The following is a 21710-nucleotide window of genomic DNA, read 5'->3' as shown; positions in this document are numbered from 1 at the left end:
AATCAGTTAATGAAACTTCAACAAAACATCCTGCTCTTTAATCACGGTTATTCCATAGTTGTTCAGTCCACTACATCTCATACACGTAGATGGATTCCATGTATCCAACCAGCAAAGGGAATCATAGATGTACGCAATGAATTCGTCTTCCAAGGTCGCATGATTCTTTGTGGTTAATCCACTTCCATGTATTCTCCCTTGTGAATCCCATGAGTAGGAGGTATGAATATTCCCGTCTACTTGCGATTTGTTTTCAATAACAAAATGATGCTTTGGCATGCCTACATTTGTCCCCTTTACACGCTCACTTTCATTCAATCCTCTTAATTCATCATAACCCATGTATTGGCAAATGCGAAGTTGTTTTGAATCTAAAAATCAAAAAGCCTCCACAGTCTTATTCGACAGTGGAGACTCTATTTGCTTCTACACTTTCATCAGAAAAGTCACTAATGAAAATGGTCTTCAAACATAAACATCATGGTGTAGCAGTAATCTCCCCTGTACCAACTATCTGCGTTGCTGGGGCAACATAATTTCCTGCATCATTTCCTGTAAGAGTGTAATTAATCGTTATTACTTTATTGGTTCCTACAGCTGCATTGTTGTAAGTGGCTACGGCGATTACCTGTACGTCATCCCCAGGGATAATGTTAGATAATGCACCTGGTGTTACATTTGCAATAAGAGTTCCGTCATACACTTTGGAGAGTATTAATGTCGGAGACGTGATCATCAATTGCTTTCTAGTTATTACACCATTCACTGCAATTTCATCTGGTGCAGTATAGTTTGTTGCATCATTACCAGATAAAATATACGATACGGTTATCTTTTTATTTGTTCCTACATTTTCATTATCATAGACTCCTGAAGCACTTACCCTTGCGTCATCCCCAGGACAAATGCCTTTTTCATCTACTCCACAAGATCCAACTCTAGAACCTGCTATTGCAGTTGTTCCTGTTGTTCCATCATACACTTTGGAAGTTGTTATCAAATCTATGATAACGCCTGTATCTGCACTAGATTGCACATAAACAGTGTAGTTCGTATTACTTACAGGAAGAATATATTTGCCACTATCCGCACCAGCTATTTTGTATACCACAGTTAATGGCCTAACTTCCTGAGTAGATAATGTATCATATACCGCCTCTGCACTCACGGTCACATCCTCACCTGGAACAACCCCAACTAAGGAACCTGCAGATACGACTACGGATGAATCTCCATCTACCTTTTCAATAACATTCAACATCGGCTCGCTGATCGTCAACTGTGCGGCTGTAATGGCCCCTGTCTGGATTGTATAGTTTGAAGGCGCAATATACTTTGCTGCATCTGTTCCGCCCAACGTATAAACTACAGTGATTGTTTTACCTGTACCTATTGTTGCATCACTGTAGGTGGCAGCTGCACTTACAGTTACATGGTCTCCAGCAGCAACTCCGGTTAGTGAATCCGCTATTACGGTTGCCGAGGACGTTCCATCGTACATTTTCTCGGTTGAGAGTACTGGATTCGAAACGGTTAACTGATTTGTGCCAATAACGATCTCTGCCGAAGCCATCGATATATTGTTCGCGAGATCAACGGCATATACGACATACGTACCTGACGCTAATCCCACTGTATTAATTGTGGCATCTACGTTTGCTGTCACCGACTGTTTCTTGCCAAACAACCCTGCAACAGATTGGTTTAGACTCGTGATTGTTTTTGGTGTTGCGGAAGGAACCAGATACACATATCCACTTTCATTGCTTCTACCTACCACAGGATCTCCACCTGCAATATGACCACTCGTTACATTGGACAGTGTAGGAGCGGTTGTATCCGTTCCACCAGTGGATGGTGAAGTCACAGGTACAGTTGGAGGAATTGTAGTTATGACTTTATCCAACAGTCGAATTGTAGTTTCAAAAGTCGTACCACTTTTAGCAACGGAACTTAGTGTCACTTTTTCAATAGTACCCGTGCCTAGAATCTTAGCTACCGCATCTAAGAAAAGGTTTACAATCGTTGCATCCGTGCCTAAGTTAAGTGTCGTCCCCGTTGCTGTAACTGCTACGATAACGTCCTTAATACGGCCTTCAGGAATATGCACCTGAATTCCACTGCCTTTAACCGTTAATGAATCAAATGTTCCTTTTAAACCCACTTTCGAACCCACAGGTAATCGCTCAGATAACGTAATCTTGCCGAAACCATTACCCGTAGTATCCGATTCTTGTAGCGTAGCAGGGGATTGAATGGTTACTTCTCCTACTGTCGTTGAACCTTCTGTAATAATGAGAACAGGTCCTTTTTTCTTATCAACGATAAGGGTAGATGTTACGGTATTTTTTAAATAGATGGTACTAACGCCCCCACCTTCTACCCGAGTCACACCTTTGATCGTAACATTCGTAAGGTGTACATCTCCTTCTTCGATACCTTCACTAAATAATAGATTCCCGTTAATGATCATATTCTTCAATGTAACCCCAGCCGTGCTAATGAGCACATCCCCATCAATGGTCTGCGTCCCCGCCTCAGGGCCATATGTTCCAGCTAAGCTGTAATCCGTTGCTCTTGCATTCACTGAACGATCCAGCGCAACGACTGCTTCAGCACGAGTGATCGGTTTATTCGGATTGAAGTTATTATCGTAGCCCTGTAAAATCCCTTTAGCCACTATAGCATCTACCGAATTTTTAGCCCATAAGGCTATCATATTGGAATCCGTAAAGTGATTTCCAGTACTAGCTTCATTCGATAGATCCAGAAGATCATTGATAATAACTGCAACTTCTTGTCTAGTAATGGGTTTATTGGCACCGATTGTACCGTCCCTATAACCCTTTATGTATCCAGCTTTTACAGCTTTGGAAACCTCAGCATATGCCCAGTTAGATGAAGTAACATCCTTGAAGGATACAGATGCTGTTTCAGTAAATCCATATGAACGATTAACCAATGAGAAAAACTCTGCTCTTGTTATGGTATTGTTCGGTTTAAAGCTGCCATCTTCATAACCATGAATAAAACCTTTGTCGATCCATTTCGTAATTTGGCTTTCTGCCCAGTTTCCCTCGATGTCTGATGCCGAAGATTCGGCGGCACCCAATACTAAATTAAACGATGAAAACAACATAACTGTAATCAATAGAGTGGTCACAAGCTTTTTAGCACAATTCATGATATTAGTCCTCTCACTCATAGTATGATTACTGGATCTTATTCGTCTCAACTTATCACAAAGATCAGCAATAGTATACATAAAATACTGCCCATGAAATATGGCTGTAAAACCCAGTCTGTTAAAGAGTTTAGAGCCCAACTTTCGGTGCATACAGTATACATTTTTCCCACTCCTCCCTAACACAATCAGAACTGAAATATAACAAAAAAAAGGACACCTCATTGTCGTATCCATAGGTATCCTCGTTTATTAAATTAGGTCGTAAACTAAAGTGCTGAATCGCTAGTTTCCTCAATGCTCACATTCATAAAATCCTTCGTCTACTCAGAAATGCTGTTCCTTCTTCTCGGTACATCTCTATAGATTCATTGGTCACATGATCATGCCTCAGTGCTCCCATATAATCTGTTCCGGGTTTGTTCGATCTATAATCTGAATCAATCGTGTAGATATTGAAGTGCACCTCATCTTCATCCTCTGACACATCTGTTTTATCAAAAAGTGAAATCACTTCATCTTTACCAAGAAACCTAAATGGAGAATCCTGACGCTCTATAATATAAAATGGATATGTGATATTCTCTATCTGAATGAATTTCTGGTATGCCTTAAGCTCATCAGGTATTAGATCCATGTACTGTCTAGCTACATCTTCTGCCTGGAATACACCCGAAACCCACTTCAAACTCCCCTTGGTTGCTACGATAATGAACATACTAATCACCTTCTAATTTAAATATTATTTCTCTCTTCCACGTACAAAAGTCTGGGACAAAATCGGGTGGCTACCAGCGATGTTGTCAATCTCAATGTTATATTCAGACTCAGTGTATTCAATCTGATGTTGCTCATAATATTTTTTCCAGAATGAAACTGCTGTCGCATTGTTAGCGAACTGTTCTACTTTGAATGTACCCTCAAATTGAGCAAAAACCAAGTCAACCGTTTGTGTTGCCAGCCCCTGTCCGCGATACTTTTTGACCAGGAACAGCTCTTGCACGGTATAATCCACACCTTCCGGCACATATGGAGGTGAGCAGACCAGTACGAATCCAATAACCTTTCCTTCATACTGAATCAAAAACGGATGTAATTCATCGCGTTCCAGATATAGATAGGTGTTCGTTGGATCATATTTCCCCTCTTCAAGTAGATCCTCGCCAGAAAATTCGGACAGATCATATAAGTACAAGTTGTACAGGTTGAGGAACAATTCCTTTTGTTCTGCCAAAATACTCGTAATTTGTACATTCATCTTCATTGCATATCTCCCTTAGTTAATGAGTTGGTTAGTGGTCCATACATGACATTACCGATGTCCACAACGAGTTTGCTGTGCCCTGTTCTCAATATATTCTTTCAACCACAGCAGATATAGGCAAAGTTTGGTTTAAACCATGGAGTAACCTTACTTTCACAGTGGACATGAACATTTGGACAAAAAAAGACTCCCTAAAGAGTCCGATTATTGGTCTTGTCTTTATTTTTCACCAAATATCCATTAGCACTTAGCTAATAATTATCGAATTATATAGGTTCAACTAAACTTTTTACACAAAAACGGAGAAGACAGAAATAACCTGAAGAAGCGGAGCGTTCGCCTTTATCACCGGATTTCCCCTTTAAAAAGGGAATCAAAAAAATCTGGGGATAACAGCGATCGGAAGGTTGTTCTGTCATTGGAGTGCTCAGTGTAAACCTCTTTAGTTGAACTTATATAGATAATCAACCACAGGATATGAGATCACATTGCGATCTCTGTACGTTGAAGTCACTGCTTCGGGATGTGTGCTAAGAATTCCATTTTGCAACATCACCGGCCGGAAACCTCGCTCCATCGCTCCGTTGTAGGTGAATAGAACACATTCCTCTGCGGCAAAACCGGCGATGATCACCAATTCAACTCCATGACTCTTCAACACCTGCTCCAAATCGGTCTGCCAGAAGGCATTGGAGGCTTCCTTGGTAACGGTGAGATCCTTCTCATTCACATCCACCTCGGGTATGATGCGATACTCATCTGACACTGCCTCCTCCATGCCCTCCACATCCTGCACGTGAACGACCGTATGATCATTCGAGCGCAGCACATTAGCCACATGGTTAATGTACTCACAGGCATGGTCTATCGAAGTCTGGTCCATCTTTTTCGACACAATACTCTCCTGCATATCAACAATAAGCAAACCTACTTTCATCCAATCTCTCCTCATAAATAAATTTCACGCCCATGGTTGAGTAACTTCCCTTGTTAAACTGAGAACTTAATCTTTAAATAATTCATTCAGCATCCGGTCGCGGTTCTCCAGAAAGCTGCGAGTAATCTGATAATGATCGGTCTCCTCATAGGCTACCTCTTGAATATGGCTATCGTCAAAACTTAAAATCTCTGCCCCCGGATACCCCAGTAAAATGGGTGAGTGCGTCGCAATAATAAATTGTGAAGTGCCCGACAAATCATGAAGGATACGCAATAAGGAGAGCTGCCTAGCTGGAGATAAAGCGGCTTCGGGCTCGTCAAGCAGATAGATGCCTTTGGAACTGAAGCGATTGACGAACAGACTGAGAAAAGACTCCCCATGTGATTGTTCATGTAATGAACGCCCGCCATAATATTGAAGCGACGCCGGCATCTCATCGACATGTGATGCGAATTGATAGAACGATTCAGAGCGCATGAAGAAGCCATTCGTTATTTTGGGTAACCATGCCAGCCTGAGATAATTCCCGAGCGAGGATTCTGAAGCATGTGTCTCATAGGTATTATTCCTGCCGCCCCCTGCGGTATTGAATCCACATTGATGAGCGATGCCTTCCAGCAGCGTAGATTTCCCTGAACCATTTTCACCTACAAAAAAAGTAACGTTATTCGTGAATTCCAATCGTTCCAAGGACCGGATCGCGGGGATGTCAAAAGGATATTGGTTCCGATTCTCGATCTTGGCCGACAGGAGTTCCACACTTCGAAGATACATAATCATCCTCCCACATTTATTTTATATAAATTCAACTAAAGCATATTTACACTCGAACTTCGCACACTTATCTTCAAATTAACATTAAGTTTACTCTGATTGGTCCAGCCATGGACGAATGATGTCCTTGCGGGTTATGTTCTCCATCGTAACCTATTTCGGGGTAGATATGAAACCGTTTCAACCAAAAAAGAGCAAGCCATAGGCTTACTCTCTCTTCAGGGTTAATAAACAAATCTGCGCTGTGCCCAATAGCTGAACAGGAAGATGGATACCTCGGTCAACAGCTTGGCTGCGAGTAGCGGAATAATCAGTTTTTCATTATAAAAATACAGTAAACCGTAGTTTAATAACAGCACCAGTAGGACAAGTGAGAAATATTTGGGCAATGACTGCCGAACCTTAGAGGTTCGTCCAGCGGAAAATACGTACTTTCGATTAATCGTATAGTTGAAGATGGAGCTGCACAGTCTTGCTGCGACAACCGACAGAAACAGATTATGCGTAAAATAAAAATACTGGATGACGAATAGTAATCCAAAATCAATCAGAGCGGATAGCACCGATGATGTGCTGAACATCAGGATTGGCATATAGATTCGGAATGAATCAACCAGCGGGCGGAAATGGGAGGACTCATTGTGATCCAGATACACCGTATCAATAAACTCCTCCGTAATCTCATACCCTTCCTTGTGTGCCGTTAACAACATGTTCATCTCGTATTCAAACCGATCCCCAGGAATCTGGTTCAGCCAATCCAGCATGGAGTAAGGAAAACCACGTAGACCCGTCTGTGTATCATATACCTGGGTACCTGTTGTGAGGGAAAAGACCGCCCTTGTGACTGTATTGCCAAACCGGCTACGTGCTGGAATTTTACCACTGAAGCGACGGCTGCCGAGTACAATTCCTGGTGTGGTTTGTGCGAGTAGCACTTCGAAGATACGCTTAATATCATGTGGCAGATGCTGTCCGTCACTATCTGCGCACACTATACCGCCCTGAGGTCCATACTCCTTAATATACTGAAAGCCAGTCTTCAAGGCCCTGCCCTTACCCAGATTGACGGGATGTGTCAGGACCGTACAGCCATACGCTTCTGCCGTTTCAAAAATTCCACGGTAACCGGGGCCACTGCCATCATCCACAATCACAATGGGTCCAAGTTTAAAGGTTTGCAGTTGCAAAACGAGATTCAGTAAACGCACATCGGGTTCATATGATGGAATTAATATCGTCATGATCCTTGTCCCTCCGTCAGATATAAAATGTCACTTACGCCACGTTCCTGATTACGCCCCAGCGGATTATTGACAACTCTGCCCATAAAATACATCGTGGATGAACCCCCGCCGTCCAAGTTGTAGGCTTCGGTTGCTCCCAGACCTTTCATGACATCCGCCAGTTCTGCCAAGGTCATGCCACGGCTGTTGTCCTGCCGTCCGTCCACCACCACAAAGACGTAATGATTCGGAGCAATCATGCCAATCGCAGTTCTTGGATTTGCATCCTGAATGGAGCGGTTGCCGAAGTTATTATCGATTTTCACACTGCTAAAATCACTGACGATCTCGCCATCCTGAATCAGAATTGGCCCAAAAGATAGTGTGTTGGTTGCACCTTCGGCCAGCAGTTCCGAGGAAGAAATCTCGTTCTCGTTATATGTTTTCATCGTACCGTCGTTGAACAGGGCAAGTGCATCCCGCGTGGGGCTGTCTCGGTACAGTGTTCCATTTCGGATAATGACACCATCGTCGCGGAATCCGTAATAATCACCGTTAATGGCAAAGATCGCATTGTTGGCTGCGGCAATCTCTGACGTATTCTCGGTGATGTTCGTTCCAAAACTGTTGTCCGCTAGCGCAGTTCGCAGGCTGCTTGCATCCGTTAGCTGAACATCGGCGACATAATACGTAATCTGATCCGAGCCTGAACCAGTCTGTACCTTTTCAATACTGACTTTCATATCATCACTCGAATAATTCCAATCATCTGATGTTGCATTCACCTCAGTCGCTGTGGTTGAAGTGTTGGTGGAATCATTCGCGTTGTTCGTTGTTGCCGTTGCCGTGTTCTCATCCGCCACAACCACCTGCACATGCCGGATCAGGTAACGGTCAGCCAGACTGTATAGGATTCCACCTACCGCAAGCACGATGACAAGTGTGATGATAAGCCATCTGCGCTTTCTTGGAGAGATCGGCCTTTTATGTGGTTCTTTCCGGGTTGGTTTCTCATCAATCTTCATCATGTGAAGCTCACCTCTTCATCTAAGTCTTAAGGCCATATTAGGCCGGGTAGCTTAAATGAATCTGAAACCATATCAATTGAACTAAAGAATATTCACACTGACACTAAGATGACAGAACCACCTTCCAATCGCTGATATTGTGTAAATGAATAGTTTAATAAAAAAAGGTGATCCGTTTTCCCATTGAGGAAATCAGATCACCTTGATTTATAATCTATACAATCCTAAGGCCACTAATATCGTGTACATATTTCGTTCAACATTCATATCACATATCTTCATCAGGTCTTCCTGTTATGCGTCTGCAAAAAGAGCATCGTACGCGGGACAAGGCCGCTTTTCCAAAAACTCCGTTAACGCCGGTGGCTGTTGGGCATAAATATCCTTCAACGACGTTCCAGTGTAGATGTTGCCAATCACAACAGGATGGCATAACTCACAGATGAGAATATCCCCATTGCCGTGCAGGTGCAGCTGTTTCGTGCCATCCACACAATTAGAGAAATACACACCGGGTTGTTCGCGCAAATTTAACTGTTCAGCGAACCGATCCATACAGGTGAAATAGAGCGTTGTATCTGGCTTTTTATGTTTAATTAATTCCGTAACAGATCGAACAAGGGACTCTTTGGATACAATCTGGGTCCAGTCGGTATGCGGCATCTTAATACTGTTCTGGATCTCATGGATGCGCACCCCCAGGTCATACACCTTATCGCTAATGGCCTGCATGTTCGCTTGGTTCCCTTCAAACAGTAAGGTTTCCAATACCGTCTCCAGACCGACTTCTGTACACAAACGGATATTCTGCTCCAACCTTTCATACATGCGAGGATGCACACGGTAGTACGCAGCATAGGCCTCCGCATCCGTATAATTAAACGAGATATGAATGTTGGACAAGCCTGCATCTCGCAACGCGATGATTCGTTCTTCAGTCAGCAGACTGGCATTACTGTTCAATTGTGTATCGATGCCATGTGCCGCACAGTACGTCACAACCTCCAGGCAATCCTGATATTTCAGAGTAACTTCTCCCCCTGACAATCGCACTCTCTTGAGACGAGGAAGCTCACTAATAATACGGATGACTTCCTGACTATTGATGCACGCTCCATCATCCCGATTGTAGGCGCAGCAGTAGTCACATTTATAATTGCAGTTCGATGTCACTCCCACTTCAAGCCCTTCTAGCTCATATACGCCGGGGGTTTCCAGTTCGAGTGATTTATATCTGTTTTTGGTCGTCAATTCGTTGTACCTCCTGGTTCCTTCATTCAATCCATGTTTTAATAACTTGAAGATTATAGCGGAAGGCATCCAGTTCACGATATGACATTATGTACGTTGCTTGCTGAAAACAAAAATAAAACCATTTCCTCAACGATCGGGATTGATGTTAGGTAATACCATAATCCTCTATTGTATGTCATCCATGTTGAACTCAGGATTATAGGCAAACTCATAGCTCGCTAGCATGATGAATGACACACGCCCCTTTTGATCAAAATTCATGGACAACCCCTTCATGTTCTCAAATCCTCCTTCCAATATTGCATGATCAAAGGAAGGTATGACATGGTAATTGCCTTGTTTATTTTTCTCCATGACATATGTAATACTTTTTACTTTTCCTTTTCTAGTATCTATAAAAGCTTTTTTGCCGTATTGTTGGAAAACCTCCTGGACTGTACTTGCATAACCTATCCCTCTTGGCGTTTTATACTTTTTGAACTTTGCCGGATCATCAATCATGATGCCATCCACAATGCCATCTTTGTAATGAATTCTCATATCTTTGTACTGGTAGACATTCGTATAGTAGTAGTAATCCACGTGGAGTCCAAGTTGCTGCTCAACCTCTTCACGAGTACTTCCTAATTTAATCGTAATATCTTTGGATTTAATCTGAAATTGGAATTCATCCTCAGTAAATATCTTAGTTGCATGAGATGCAGGAGGTTCTTTTGAAACGGCATTACGATTGTAAGTCACTTCTGAGCTACTTAAAAAAGTCATGAATAACATAAGATACAGAATTCCTTTGTTCAACCTCGATCGCCCTTTCAATAACACGTTCTTTATTTAACACGAGTAGAAGTCTTCTTTTACGATAGCATACATCTTCAGATCTTGAAGCTCATTTTTTACCTTCATGTATTTCCTCAGCACACCTTCGAATTGCATGCCTGCCTTCTCCATGACCTTGGCAGAACCTGTGTTTTCCACTAAACATCTGGCCTGGATTCGCTCGAGCCCCACTTCATCAAATCCAAATTGGATGATTCGTTTCACTACCTCGGTCATGTAGCCCTGATTCCAAAATTGATCAGATAACACATATCCCAGTTCAACTCTCCTGTTATCGCTGTCACACCCTAGATAGTTACAACTACCAATCAGCCCCTTGGTGTGTTTATCTTCGATCCCCCACGGGCCTATTAGATCCGTCTCATAGCGACTCATGACAAAATCTAAAAAAGCTTTGGTGTCTTCTTTACTCTGATGCGCGTCCCAGGTCGTGAACTCCGATACAGCAGGTACAACGCAGTAACTGTATATATCCTCCAGATCATCATAGGTAAGAGGTCGGAGTAACGTCCGTTCGGTTTCCAACATGGGAAATGGTTCGAAGAAACTTTCAATCGTTTTCATAGATTTATCCTCCCTCAGATTGTTAGGAAAAAGAAACACACAGCAGCTCGCTTCATATTGCCTGACTCATCTGTTCTAAAATCAAGGCCATAATCTGAGTGTCTTCCACTGCCCATCTTGCTTTACATATTGGACTCGTACATGCTTGCGCTCCGAATCTCCCTGCCAAAACTCCACCTCTTGTGCATTCACGGCATATAAACGCCAATTAGGTGTAACGACACCGGGGTCACGAATTATCTTTTCCTTCTGAGCTTCAATGGAACTATCCAACACTTCCTCGCTATCCAAAACCTCACTCTGATGTCCTGTCATGGCAACTGCTCTCGCTCCAGCTGAACGTTTGCGAAAATCATCAGCGCCCGCTTGATCTCCCTGATCCTCGGCAACTCCCCTTATCCGAATCTGTCTTCCAAGGGAAGGCCAGTAAAAGGTAAGAGCCACATGAGGGTTCTCCTTCAATTGATGTCCTTTTCGACTCTCCGAACTGGAGGCAAAATAAAACGTTTCATCAATTATGTTTTTCAAAATCAACACCCGCGCATCAGGATAACCGTCTTGATCCACGGTGGAGATTGTCATAGCGTGAGGTTCTTTCACTTTGTTCTCAACCGCCAATCTCAACCACTCCAAAAATAGCTTCCCGGGCCGCTCCGGCAACTGCCCCGTATCCCACGTTGGAAATGGGCCGGATAAAGATTTTAAACGTTGCAATAGTTCAATTGGTTGATCGCTCATGTCATCGCCTCCATCTTCTCTTTAATCTATCATGAAAACAACTAATCTAGATGACTTAACACATTTGCGTTGCTAAGTTTCCAACCATGCCTTCCCTTTTCAACGGTATGTACACTGGTGTTGTCCATGGGATAAAAGCTGGATTTATTGCTCCATTCCCTCTTCTCAAGCAGATAATACAGGATGTTAATCACTCCGCCGTGAGTAATTAACAGAACATTGGACTTGACTGTTTGTTCCTCTATATCTCTAAGAAGACTTTCGAAAGATGTGCTTATCCGGTTATAAAAATCCCTTGGACTTTCTCCTCCCGGAAAAGGCGAAGCCATCTTAAGAGTGTTGAAATAAACCCCTGGGTAATGTTCTTCAGCATCCTTATGGAGCATGCCTGCCAAATCTCCGTTATTCATCTCCCGCCAATCTTTCACTAAGCTAGCTTGCATGTTTAATTTCTTCTCAATTTCCCGTGTTGTCTGTACTGCACGAGGAAGATCACTGCTAACGATCGTATGTATGTTGTACTCCTCAGCATGATGATGCAAATGCTCTCCCAGTTTCCTGGATTGATTGATCCCCTGTTCCGTAAGTCCACGATCACTCCATCCGCCTCGATACCCTTCCTCATCCACCCCATGCCTTACCAGATAAATTTTCAAGATCTCTCCTCCTTTTCATTTCTATAATGAACAATATACCTTTACACTGTATGACTAGCCCGGCATATACAATAAACCCGACCTCAGATAGCTTCTATCCAAGATCGGGCATTTCCTGCTTACCATTTATCTTACAAATGTGTTATGAACTCGCTCGGATTTGATAAAATAAGGAATCCAGATGGCACAAGTGATGACAGATTTAGCAATTTCTCTGATCGAGCTTCCATCTTCCAATTCTTTTGCTAACGGAATCTGGAGCAATAATAGGTAATCAATAATACCTACAATCAGACTGAGACCATAGAAGATGATCATCAGACGGGGTAATATTGCTTTCTTGCTATAAAACACAAAAATTGTATATACACTGAATAATAAAAACAGCGTATTGTACACCATCTCAAAAATAAGTACTGGACCCCATAATGGGTGATAATAGTCTGATTGTTTGGAAGTTAGCATTTCCCAAGTCTCAGTTGTGAATGTGGGTATTATCTGCTGAAATAATTGCACTGCAAGTAGAATTACCGTAACAAATAATCCAATCTGGATGAGAATCAGCCAACCACCCAATCCCGACACACCTAGTGGACGGTAGTCTGTTTTTTGCTCTTCAATATGTGGTTCCACCTCGTAACACTTCCTTATGCAGTTTTGTTTTTCTGAGATGAGTCTTCCTCGTAATAGTCATAAAGCAAATCGAATCTACGGGTGCTTCTATCCCTTTACTTCACGTGCGTTGTATGTATTTTCACACTCTTCTTATAGCGATCTCTCCGTCCTCCTCTCATATAGAATTTTACACAACTTCCTTATTGTACTACGAGTGTCAAGGACGAAGCAGCATTTTCAAAAGATCTTACTCATACGCTGCAAAAGCCATAGAAGACCTTCGCTATACTTCCGCCATGTTCAGTTTAGTACGTGTACGTCATAATCCTCTTATACAGATGCAGATGGTGACTCTGCATTTGACAACAAAGGAGGATATGGATATGCCCAATCCTAAAGTAAAACTTTTGCCTTTTGCCGACATTTCAAATTATGTCGAGGACTTCGATATCGTTTCCACCCAGTGGGGCGGTGATGGCCTTGTCTATGTGTTGTTGATGAATCAGATTCCCGAGAGAGAGCGAGGTATGTTCGTCCAAAGTAAATTGAAGCAAAGCTATACGTACAAAGTGCTTATTGTGACAGATCAAACTATTGAGGAAGTTGTCATCTGGGGGCAGACGTTCAATTATCATTACGTACAACCATTACATGATCATCTGCTGCTCGTCGGAGCACGCTGTACGAATTACGGAAATCAACAGTTTGATTTGAACGCCAAAGTGTGTGATCTGGAAGGAAATACGATCCGCGAGTTTCTGTTGGGAGACGGTATCCAAAGTGTGCAGGTCACAGAGAAAGGAACGATCTGGACCAGTTACTTTGATGAAGGGGTTTTTGGTAACTACGGATGGAGCGACCCGATTGGATCAAGCGGTCTGCTGGCCTGGGATGAACATGGCAATAAACTGTATGAAAATCGTGAAGCTGATATTGCGGATTGTTACGCACTCAATGTGGTGACTGAGAAGCAGGTCTGGTTCTACTTCTATACCGATTTTGAACTCGGTTGTATCTCAGGGGGCACCACTGAACCCAAAGTTACATTTATGAATCCAAACATCTCCGGTTCCTCTGGCTTCAGTACGGATGGTTATCATTTCTTGTTTGATGCCGGGTATGGTAAACATGGGTCGTTTGTGCTTAAAAAAATGGAGAAACCCGGTAGATTGAACAAGGGGCAAAAGATTGTTTTGTTAAATGAGGAAGATCAGCCCTTCAAGAAGGCACGGCAGGATTTTCGCCAATATCGTCTGCTACTCAGTGAAGGTAACTTCTTGTATCGGGTAACGATGGAGGAGATTACTTCCGCTTCTGGTTTGGATTAGTGGAACAGCGTGAAGAGGGTTATTTCTTAAAAGACAATCCCTCTTCTTCCAAAGCGCTTCGCAGTTTGGGCATGGCAGATGGCCCGATTCCGTGAAGTTTCAGGATCTCTTTCTCCGTGTACTCCGCAAGTTGCAGTAGTGTTGTGATGCCTTCATTCTCCAAGGCCCGTCTGGCGGGAGCTGACAATAAGGCTAGAAATCCCTCTGTCGGTTTACGTTCAGCTTCGCACGTCGGACAGGTTGGGCAATCACTTTTTTTATAATACAAATGTCCTTGTTCGCATGTTCTGAGTGTTCCTTTATCGTTTGCCATGTGGGCATCACTCCTTATAAATTGTATAATATAACCAAGGCAACCTGAATGATAGTTTACTCATAGGAGTGTGTAGAATGGAATTAAAAGACAAGTTGTTATTAATAAAAGAGAATGACTACCAAGCACCTTCAGATATATTTCCATTAGTACAAGAAATGATACATAACATCGGTTCTTTGGATGCCCAGCTACGTGATGAATTAATTTACACAACCTTATCGAATTGGATTCCTGGTCATGCTCTGACTGTGTACGAACTAGAGCAAATCTTACCCATAGTCTTGGATGAAAACCATTTGCATTTTAGACTTGGAGAAACAAATTCAGACGCTGTATTCACTCGATCTTTCTCTATGTTGGTTATATCGCTCTTTTTATCCAGGCATAGAGAATCACCATTTCTCTCAAAAGAACACATTCATCAGATCAAAGAGAACGTATTCTACAATGTACAAAAAGAGCGTGATTACCGTGGACATGACGAAGTAAAAGGCTGGGCTCATGCCATAGCACACGCAGCAGATGTTTTGGATGATTTAGCTCAATGTAGCGAACTAGATGAGACCGATCTCTTAACTATCCTCGACCTAGTTTATCAAAAGATAACCGTCACAGATCGCGTGTACTCCGATGGGGAAGATGAAAGAATGGTGAAATCCATCATTAGTGTCTTAAATAGAAAGATACTTAGTGAGACTTACATAAAGCAATGGATTCAACGTTTTGGTGATGTAGAGAAAGATGCAGAATTTCTTCCCGCGTTTAGGCAAAAGAATAACATAAAAAACTTTCTAAAGAGTCTATACTTCAGGATTAAATTTCACCAATTGGATGCTGATCTCGGTCCAACTATTGAGCACACGTTATATAAAGTAGAACCCGTATATTACTCATGATTATCAGTCCTTCCAAATTAACACCCTTATCTCAGACATATTATTGGAAGGAATCGCAATTTTAATTATTGTTAAATTCAGCTCCAAACAAATTGAAATTAGGTTATGAATTCGGCTTGTTTTCTTACCATATAACTTATAATCCGTACTCGGCAAAAACGGCTGCATATTTCTTTTCTAATATCGTCCAGCGCTTTTCGGCTCCGTATTTGGCGTGCAGTTGCTGTAAATAATGCTTGGCTTCTTCCGTATCGCCGGCTTTTAGCAGAAAACGGAAGGTTACTTCGCTTAAATGTAGCGCTGTCTTGTCCATATAATAATGGACTATATCTCTGGCCCCTGTTAGCGAGTGTAAGAATGACATACCCTCTTCCAAATGTGACACCAGTTCTTTCGATAAAGCGTCTGGATCGATATCAGGCGTTAAGGTATAGTGGGCCGGAGCGGAAGGGGCTATTTCTCTGATTCGGCAGGTAAAATGAGATGTGAACTCCAATATGTCTCCATTCAATCCAACGGAATGCAACTCCGCAAGTTCGGTGGAATGAACACCACAATTAACATAAAACTGGACTTGTCTACTGGTGTTATACTTTGCTCTTTGAATGTTGAACTTATATGCGAGGTTTCCATCCGCTTTGTAGAAATTCAGATTTTTCTTCGAATAGCCGTGTTTGGCAAATACGGGTTTGACGTCTGTTTTGATGATCTTCTTAAAAAGTTCCTGCATTGATATCACTCCCAAGGCAAAGTTTATTTAATTCGTTGTTACCCTTTTTTGTTCAGAATCATGCTTGTTCTATTTTATAAAAATAAGGGCCGCACATGGATTCGTGCGTATACACGTACGTCCATGTAAACGCTCGGTCGAAGATATAGATATCCTGCTCCGAATCAAAATCCGCTGCAATGACCCGATTCGCGTTTTCGTATAAAAGCACCCAACCACCACTTTCATACATCACATATACTTCATCTTTCGGCTCGGCATCGAAAGCATCTCGTGCTTCATCATGTGTCAGACATTTCTGTTGTTCATAACTGAACAAATGCCACTTGTACTGGCTATAATGGATAGACTCTTTGACCACATCATCGATATTATGGGCAAATACGCTGTCCCATTGCTGTACAATCCCTTCGGATTCCTCATACAGTTCGGATACGACAACCCCTTTATCCTGCAATTTCTTCTTGAACATATATTCCTGATGGATACGCTCAATCCCCCAATATGCTCGGTTCAGTTCCATTTCGGGTAACGCATCCAGCAGCTCGTTAATTTTATCTCGAATCATCATTACCTCCGTAAGTTATCTGGAATTATAATACCTGGCCCTTGCCTGACTGTTTAGCTTCATTTCGCAGTACATAAGCCAGTTTGTACATCTCCGCAATGTCATGTCTGTTCTGTTTCTGGAATCTTTGGATCGCTTCATCAATCTCTACCACTTCCACTGCAACCACCTGCTCACCATCCTCCGGATTCAGCGGATCACCGACAAGTTCAACATCTCCATAACCGATGATTCGTACGAAATGGGGATGCGGGATATACGGTCGATACGGTTCCAACGCACTGGATGTGCAATAGAATTGACCAAAGATCTGATAGGACCGCATGTCTGCCCCAAGTTCCTCCATCAGTTCGCGCTTCAGTCCATCCATATACTGCTCACCTGCTTCAAGCGTCCCTCCAGGCAGCTCCCAATCTCCATTATCCAGTTGAAAGACGACACATTGATCCCCGACAAACGGAATGATGCTAATATTACTCACCAGCTTTTCATCCACGATGTCGTTCAATCTGAACTCCGCCTCAATAATTCCCCAATGAATTGACGTACTCAGCGCCGGAAATAGTTCCGCACTCAAGCTACTCATCCGCACCCGATCCTCTCTATCTAATTCCACTATTCTTCCAATTATAGTCGAAAACACAGAAAGAAGGCCACCTTCCCACCGGGGAATACGTGACCCTCTTCTTACGCTCTCTGCCCTTAAGCCTTGAATCAGTGTTCTCTCCAGACTCTCAGACCATTCTCCTTCTAATGCTGCACCAGCTTTCCATTTTCCAAAAAAAGAACCCGGCTACAGAGCGGCAAAATCCGCTCATCATGCGTAACCATCACTGCACTCTTGCTCTGCTCCTTTACGAGCCGTGCAATCATGCCGACAATATCCAGTCCACGTTCCGCATCCAGACTGGCTGTCGGTTCATCCGCGAGCAGGACAGCTGGATCGTTCATCAACGCCCGTGCAATGGCGACCCGCTGACGTTCCCCGCCTGACAGTTTCTCCGCATATGCCTTCCGCCGATGGGTCAAGCCTACCGTATCCAACAGCTCATTCACTCGCTTCTCCGCCTTGTTTTTATCCGTTCCGGCGAGCTTCGCGACCACCATCAGTTGTTCTTCTACTTTCAGATACGGAATGAGGTTGGCACTTTGAAAGATAAAACCGAGTTGCTGGAGCCGTACATCGGATATCTCCTGTTTGCCTTTACCCATAATCGAGGCCCCATCCAGTAGAACCTGCCCCTCCGTAGGTTCAAGAAGTGCGCCAGCAATGGACAGGAATGTACTTTTGCCCGAGCCGGAAGGCCCCATCACAGCTACAAGTTCCCCTTCGGCAACCTCAAGGTCCAGTTTGTCCAGAATCGTGCGTTTGCTGCCGCCATCTTCAAAGGTCTGTGTAATTCCCTGTAATACCAATCGGTTTCTCATGCTGCTGTCCTCCCAATCGCATCAAGTGCATCAATTTTGGTAACCTTCCACACCGAGAATAACGAACCCGCCACAGACATGAGTATGAATAACACACAGGTCAGAGCAAGGGTGGACAAGCCTAATTGAAACGGCATCGATGCAGGAAGAATGGACTCGAACAGTCGAACCAATAGTACGCTAATGACCAGACTGCCAACCGACAGAACCAAGACTTGTAACGAAACACTACCCGCCAGATAAGCATTCCGCGTTCCTATGGCTTTTAATATCCCGAACTGACTCGTTTTCTGAATTGTGATGACATAGAAGAATACCGCAAGCACAAACGCCGAGATGACATATAGAAAAGCGATCATCATGAGCAACGATCCCTGCTCTTCCTTATAACCAGGAATGGCCGATACGGCATCCGACTTTGTGATGACTTCCGTATTAGGCATTGCAGCACTCAGGCGGTCTACCTGATCGCCCCCACCCTTAATCGCAATGGCATTGTACACCGGAGCATGAGCATTGGTGTCTGCTGAACCTTGCGAAGTTCGTGAACTTCCCTGAAGTGCGAGCCATTCCTGTGCATTCAAGAACACTACTGGGGAGTGACTGAAAGACTCATTTTGTACAAATCCACCAACGGTCCACTCCGTTCCCGAAGCTTGATCGACCAAGACGGTGCCAATTGTGACACCAGATTCAGACAACTTATGGTCCACCACAACTTGCCCGTTCGTCTGATCCGTAATCAGAGACCCTTCAGTCACCGTTGGAGCAAGCCAGCCCTCCGGATTAACCATGAACAGCGTGACATCGATCTTTTTTGTGTCGCCGGTTGGACTGACGGTTGTCATTTTCACACCGAGTGGCTCAGCGTTCTCTTGCCCCACCACGGAGCGAGCTTGATTAAGTTGATCCTGATCCACTTGTGACCGGGTGAACCGATGATTCGAATCCTGCTCCAGCACAAAGTGGGTTGCTGCCATATTTTTGACCGAAGCTGCGTTATCATACGCCAGCCCCTGTGCAAGACCTGTAACAAACAGTACCAGAAATGAAACCAGTACCATGATTGTAGCAATTAAGGCATAGCGCCCTTTGGCATACCTCATTTCCCGAATAGCCATGTACATGTTCTGTGACCTCCCTCTTGATAACCCAAGTATAGGAGGCGAAAATGAACGGCAAATGAATAACAGATTACATCTGCGGAAGTGTCACGGTAAAGATCGTACCCTCAGGTGAACTGGAAACCTCGATTGTACCGTCATGAATTCGGATAATTTTCTGTACGATGGCAAGTCCAAGTCCGGTTCGTCCAGAAGAACGTTCCCTCGCACGATCCACCCGATAGAATCGATCGAACAGGAAAGGCAGATGCTCTGCAGCAATCCCGTCTCCTGTATCCCGAATCTGAATCACACACTGGTTATCCGTCTGCTCTGCGTGAATCTCGATGCTTCTTCCCTGTGGTAGATGGTTCACCGCATTGCCCAATAGATTCATCCAAACTTGCATGAGCAGCACTTCATTGCCAACCAGCTGGATAGATTCGGGCACCGAAATCCGAAGCAACAGTTCTTTTTCTTCCAATTGCCATTGCAGCACCTGAACTGCTTGCCGGAATTGATCTCGCAGAGAGAACTTTACTTTGCTCAGATCTTCATTGCCTTGTTCTAGGGAGGACAGGAGTAGCAGTTGTTTGCTGAGCAAAGAGAGATGACGGCTCTCCTCCTCAATGATCGATGCATAGTGCTCTCTTTCCTGTTCAGGCAGATCCCGATCCGCCACCAATTGGGCAAACCCCTGAATTGAGGTCAACGGTGATTGAATCTCATGCGATACATTCGATACAAACTGCTGCCGCGCCTGATCTACCCTCTCCAATTCACGACTCATGGTCATGAAATGCTGGGCCAGCTGTCCAATCTCATCCCGCCTTGCGGTAGGCAATTTCAGATTATATTTTCCTTGCGCAATCCGTTTGGTTGCCTCGGACAGACGTTCAATCGGATTGACCAGATAGCGGGTACTGATCAGAAAGATCAGGATACTAATACCTATCGTAAATGCTCCAATCAGCGCAAAAAAGATCCGTAGCTCACCGAATTGCAGAATTACATCCGGACGCATAAAGAGAGCGTAATTCGCATTGTCCAGCTGTAGATGAACACCCACGGTATTGCTTAATTGATTATCGAAGAATCCGGTAATGAACGGTTTGCTTGGAAACTGGGCGACGCCATGGTATACCTCACCCCGCAGCACCAGATCTACAGCTTGCTTATTCAGATCTTTCTCACGGAATTCGCGGCCGTAGAATTGGTCGTTGCCTTTTCCATCCGTCACATAGATTTCGTACCCAAGTGCGGCGGCATTGTTCAAATACTGCTCCATCGTGCCGGGTTGCTGTTCCACAAATTGCTTCATATGCGTCGCGATGCCCACCAGCTTCTCATCATTAAAATCCTTGAGCTTTGTATGATAGTAGATGTTGGACAAAAGAAAACCAAGCATGCCGCTGACCATAATCACGGCAATTGTAATGAGGAATACCCGGACGTACAAGGTCCTCAAGGTGCTTTCACCTCCATCTTGTAACCAATACCCCGCACAGTCTGAATGACAAAATCGTCCGTATAATCGGTAAAACGATCACGTAACCGCTTGATGTGTACATCAACGGTACGGTCATCTCCTTCGTAGTCTGCTCCCCATACAAGCCGAATGAGCTCATCCCGTGAGAACAAACGTCCCGGAAACTGGGCAAGCTGTGAGAGTAATTCAAACTCCTTCATTGGCAAAAAGAGAATGGATTGCCCATCGGTAACCTCCACATTGTTTCGGTCAATGACGATCCGGTTCATACGGATAATATCGCTGGATGTGCGATGGTACCGACGAAACAATGCCTTTACCCGATAGACCAGTTCTTCCGGTTCAAATGGCTTGGTCACATATTCATCCGTTCCTTTCAGATAACCGTCTCTCTTGTCAGATAGCTGATCTCGTGCCGTCAGCAACATGATTGGAATGTCGTAATGCTGCCGAATGTAATCACATAACTCCAGTCCGTCCATGCCTGGCATCATCACATCTAAGATCGCCAGATCGATCGGAGTTTCTTGCATTAGTTTGACCGCTTCCAGTCCATCCTGCGCTTCATGAACCCGATAGCCTTCCTTGGTCATGACATGCCGCAGGAGTGCTCGAATATTGGCATCATCGTCTGCCAGCAGCAGATGTTTCATAAGGTTGTCCGCCCTTCTATGTAACGAGTACATCTCACTTTGATCCTGCACAGATGGTAGCATAAAAGCAATCTCATTCGCCAGCAACATTCCCGGAAACACCGCGGCCATGTTTACAT

The 21710-nt window shown here is 43.8% G+C and carries 23 protein-coding genes; 2 read left to right on the top strand and 21 right to left on the bottom strand.

Annotated features, from left to right (window positions below; translation table 11 throughout):
* Positions 1–478: 478 nt before the first annotated feature.
* The 13 genes from MHI48_RS08270 to MHI48_RS08210 all read right to left on the bottom strand — a co-directional run bounded on the left by MHI48_RS08270 (position 479) and on the right by MHI48_RS08210 (position 13098).
* The gene (locus MHI48_RS08270) at positions 479–3184 is read right to left on the bottom strand and encodes a YDG domain-containing protein (RefSeq protein ID WP_076327144.1); all 2706 of its coding nucleotides are present in this window, start codon (positions 3182–3184) and stop codon (positions 479–481) included.
* A 307-nt stretch (positions 3185–3491) separates the two neighbouring features.
* On the bottom strand, positions 3492–3902 hold the full coding sequence (locus MHI48_RS08265; protein WP_076327145.1) for a hypothetical protein: 411 nt from the start codon (positions 3900–3902) through the stop codon (positions 3492–3494).
* Between the two features lie 24 nt (positions 3903–3926).
* Entirely contained in the window at positions 3927–4448 is a 522-nt protein-coding gene (locus tag MHI48_RS08260; protein ID WP_245837970.1) for a GNAT family N-acetyltransferase, read from the bottom strand.
* A 442-nt stretch (positions 4449–4890) separates the two neighbouring features.
* The gene (locus MHI48_RS08255; RefSeq protein ID WP_076327146.1) at positions 4891–5385 is read right to left on the bottom strand and encodes a cysteine hydrolase family protein; all 495 of its coding nucleotides are present in this window, start codon (positions 5383–5385) and stop codon (positions 4891–4893) included.
* Positions 5386–5451: 66 nt separating this feature from the next.
* Positions 5452–6162: an AAA family ATPase gene (locus MHI48_RS08250; RefSeq protein ID WP_076327147.1), complete on the bottom strand. Its 711-nt coding sequence runs from the start codon at positions 6160–6162 to the stop codon at positions 5452–5454.
* Between the two features lie 224 nt (positions 6163–6386).
* Positions 6387–7406 (bottom strand): bifunctional glycosyltransferase family 2/GtrA family protein, encoded by a 1020-nt coding sequence (locus MHI48_RS08245; protein ID WP_076327148.1) that lies wholly within the window; start codon positions 7404–7406, stop codon positions 6387–6389.
* A complete protein-coding gene (locus tag MHI48_RS08240; protein ID WP_076327149.1) occupies positions 7403–8416 on the bottom strand; it encodes a phosphodiester glycosidase family protein in 1014 nt (337 codons plus the stop codon). The genes MHI48_RS08245 and MHI48_RS08240 overlap by 4 nt, the downstream gene beginning before the upstream one ends.
* 294 nt (positions 8417–8710) lie before the next feature.
* A complete protein-coding gene (locus MHI48_RS08235) occupies positions 8711–9667 on the bottom strand; it encodes a radical SAM protein (protein WP_076327150.1) in 957 nt (318 codons plus the stop codon).
* A gap of 168 nt (positions 9668–9835) precedes the next feature.
* On the bottom strand, positions 9836–10468 hold the full coding sequence (locus MHI48_RS08230; RefSeq protein WP_076327151.1) for a hypothetical protein: 633 nt from the start codon (positions 10466–10468) through the stop codon (positions 9836–9838).
* Between the two features lie 33 nt (positions 10469–10501).
* Entirely contained in the window at positions 10502–11071 is a 570-nt protein-coding gene (locus MHI48_RS08225) for a GNAT family N-acetyltransferase (RefSeq protein WP_076327152.1), read from the bottom strand.
* Between the two features lie 81 nt (positions 11072–11152).
* On the bottom strand, positions 11153–11809 hold the full coding sequence (locus MHI48_RS08220) for a pyridoxal 5'-phosphate synthase (protein ID WP_076327153.1): 657 nt from the start codon (positions 11807–11809) through the stop codon (positions 11153–11155).
* A gap of 41 nt (positions 11810–11850) precedes the next feature.
* Positions 11851–12465: a histidine phosphatase family protein gene (locus MHI48_RS08215; protein ID WP_076327154.1), complete on the bottom strand. Its 615-nt coding sequence runs from the start codon at positions 12463–12465 to the stop codon at positions 11851–11853.
* Between the two features lie 126 nt (positions 12466–12591).
* Positions 12592–13098, bottom strand: coding sequence for a DUF2569 domain-containing protein (locus tag MHI48_RS08210; RefSeq protein WP_036610454.1), 507 nt, complete (start codon positions 13096–13098; stop codon positions 12592–12594).
* Between the two features lie 365 nt (positions 13099–13463).
* Here MHI48_RS08210 and MHI48_RS08205 point away from each other — a divergent pair, with 365 nt between their 5' ends.
* Positions 13464–14408 (top strand): hypothetical protein, encoded by a 945-nt coding sequence (locus MHI48_RS08205; protein WP_076327155.1) that lies wholly within the window; start codon positions 13464–13466, stop codon positions 14406–14408.
* Between the two features lie 19 nt (positions 14409–14427).
* Here MHI48_RS08205 and MHI48_RS08200 read toward each other — a convergent pair whose 3' ends face one another.
* Positions 14428–14721: an RNA polymerase alpha subunit C-terminal domain-containing protein gene (locus MHI48_RS08200; protein WP_036610457.1), complete on the bottom strand. Its 294-nt coding sequence runs from the start codon at positions 14719–14721 to the stop codon at positions 14428–14430.
* Between the two features lie 77 nt (positions 14722–14798).
* On the opposite strand from MHI48_RS08200, the gene MHI48_RS08195 reads away from it, so the two are divergent.
* Positions 14799–15620 (top strand): DUF2785 domain-containing protein, encoded by an 822-nt coding sequence (locus MHI48_RS08195; RefSeq protein WP_076327156.1) that lies wholly within the window; start codon positions 14799–14801, stop codon positions 15618–15620.
* 136 nt (positions 15621–15756) lie between these two features.
* Here MHI48_RS08195 and MHI48_RS08190 read toward each other — a convergent pair whose 3' ends face one another.
* From MHI48_RS08190 to MHI48_RS08160, 7 genes are all read right to left on the bottom strand, one after another.
* Entirely contained in the window at positions 15757–16350 is a 594-nt protein-coding gene (locus MHI48_RS08190; protein ID WP_076327157.1) for a DUF4304 domain-containing protein, read from the bottom strand.
* Between the two features lie 58 nt (positions 16351–16408).
* Entirely contained in the window at positions 16409–16921 is a 513-nt protein-coding gene (locus MHI48_RS08185; RefSeq protein ID WP_245837972.1) for a DUF4275 family protein, read from the bottom strand.
* 22 nt (positions 16922–16943) lie between these two features.
* The gene (locus tag MHI48_RS08180) at positions 16944–17534 is read right to left on the bottom strand and encodes an NUDIX hydrolase (RefSeq protein ID WP_405143667.1); all 591 of its coding nucleotides are present in this window, start codon (positions 17532–17534) and stop codon (positions 16944–16946) included.
* A gap of 134 nt (positions 17535–17668) precedes the next feature.
* Complete coding sequence (locus tag MHI48_RS08175; RefSeq protein ID WP_076327159.1) at positions 17669–18346, bottom strand: ABC transporter ATP-binding protein; 678 nt, start codon at positions 18344–18346, stop codon at positions 17669–17671.
* Positions 18343–19473, bottom strand: a complete 1131-nt coding sequence (locus tag MHI48_RS08170; protein ID WP_076327160.1) for an ABC transporter permease — start codon at positions 19471–19473, stop codon at positions 18343–18345. The genes MHI48_RS08175 and MHI48_RS08170 overlap by 4 nt, the downstream gene beginning before the upstream one ends.
* A gap of 67 nt (positions 19474–19540) precedes the next feature.
* Entirely contained in the window at positions 19541–20917 is a 1377-nt protein-coding gene (locus MHI48_RS08165; RefSeq protein ID WP_076327161.1) for a cell wall metabolism sensor histidine kinase WalK, read from the bottom strand.
* Positions 20914–21591, bottom strand: a complete 678-nt coding sequence (locus MHI48_RS08160; protein WP_076318700.1) for a response regulator transcription factor — start codon at positions 21589–21591, stop codon at positions 20914–20916. The genes MHI48_RS08165 and MHI48_RS08160 overlap by 4 nt, the downstream gene beginning before the upstream one ends.
* Positions 21592–21710: the final 119 nt, after the last annotated feature.

The sequence above is a fragment of the Paenibacillus sp. FSL H7-0942 genome, from assembly GCF_045040715.1.
Taxonomy (GTDB): Bacteria; Bacillota; Bacilli; order Paenibacillales; family Paenibacillaceae; genus Paenibacillus; species Paenibacillus amylolyticus.
Note: the sequence above shows the minus strand (reverse complement) of the source record. Positions and strands in the feature narration are given on the sequence as shown.

Bases quoted from the DNA above. Each gene is read 5' to 3' on its own strand.
- MHI48_RS08225 (WP_076327152.1), bottom strand. From the start codon at position 11,071: ATGAAAACGATTGAAAGTTTCTTCGAACCATTTCCCATGTTGGAAACC.
- MHI48_RS08250 (WP_076327147.1), bottom strand. From the start codon at position 6,162: ATGTATCTTCGAAGTGTGGAACTCCTGTCGGCCAAGATCGAGAATCGG.
- MHI48_RS08260 (WP_245837970.1), bottom strand. From the start codon at position 4,448: ATGAAGATGAATGTACAAATTACGAGTATTTTGGCAGAACAAAAGGAA.
- MHI48_RS08195 (WP_076327156.1), top strand. From the start codon at position 14,799: ATGGAATTAAAAGACAAGTTGTTATTAATAAAAGAGAATGACTACCAA.
- MHI48_RS08200 (WP_036610457.1), bottom strand. From the start codon at position 14,721: ATGGCAAACGATAAAGGAACACTCAGAACATGCGAACAAGGACATTTG.
- MHI48_RS08220 (WP_076327153.1), bottom strand. From the start codon at position 11,809: ATGAGCGATCAACCAATTGAACTATTGCAACGTTTAAAATCTTTATCC.
- MHI48_RS08175 (WP_076327159.1), bottom strand. From the start codon at position 18,346: ATGAGAAACCGATTGGTATTACAGGGAATTACACAGACCTTTGAAGAT.
- MHI48_RS08205 (WP_076327155.1), top strand. From the start codon at position 13,464: ATGCCCAATCCTAAAGTAAAACTTTTGCCTTTTGCCGACATTTCAAAT.
- MHI48_RS08170 (WP_076327160.1), bottom strand. From the start codon at position 19,473: ATGTACATGGCTATTCGGGAAATGAGGTATGCCAAAGGGCGCTATGCC.
- MHI48_RS08265 (WP_076327145.1), bottom strand. From the start codon at position 3,902: ATGTTCATTATCGTAGCAACCAAGGGGAGTTTGAAGTGGGTTTCGGGT.
- MHI48_RS08240 (WP_076327149.1), bottom strand. From the start codon at position 8,416: ATGATGAAGATTGATGAGAAACCAACCCGGAAAGAACCACATAAAAGG.
- MHI48_RS08190 (WP_076327157.1), bottom strand. From the start codon at position 16,350: ATGCAGGAACTTTTTAAGAAGATCATCAAAACAGACGTCAAACCCGTA.
- MHI48_RS08270 (WP_076327144.1), bottom strand. From the start codon at position 3,184: ATGAATTGTGCTAAAAAGCTTGTGACCACTCTATTGATTACAGTTATG.
- MHI48_RS08245 (WP_076327148.1), bottom strand. From the start codon at position 7,406: ATGACGATATTAATTCCATCATATGAACCCGATGTGCGTTTACTGAAT.
- MHI48_RS08185 (WP_245837972.1), bottom strand. From the start codon at position 16,921: ATGATGATTCGAGATAAAATTAACGAGCTGCTGGATGCGTTACCCGAA.
- MHI48_RS08255 (WP_076327146.1), bottom strand. From the start codon at position 5,385: ATGAAAGTAGGTTTGCTTATTGTTGATATGCAGGAGAGTATTGTGTCG.
- MHI48_RS08160 (WP_076318700.1), bottom strand. From the start codon at position 21,591: ATGAAACATCTGCTGCTGGCAGACGATGATGCCAATATTCGAGCACTC.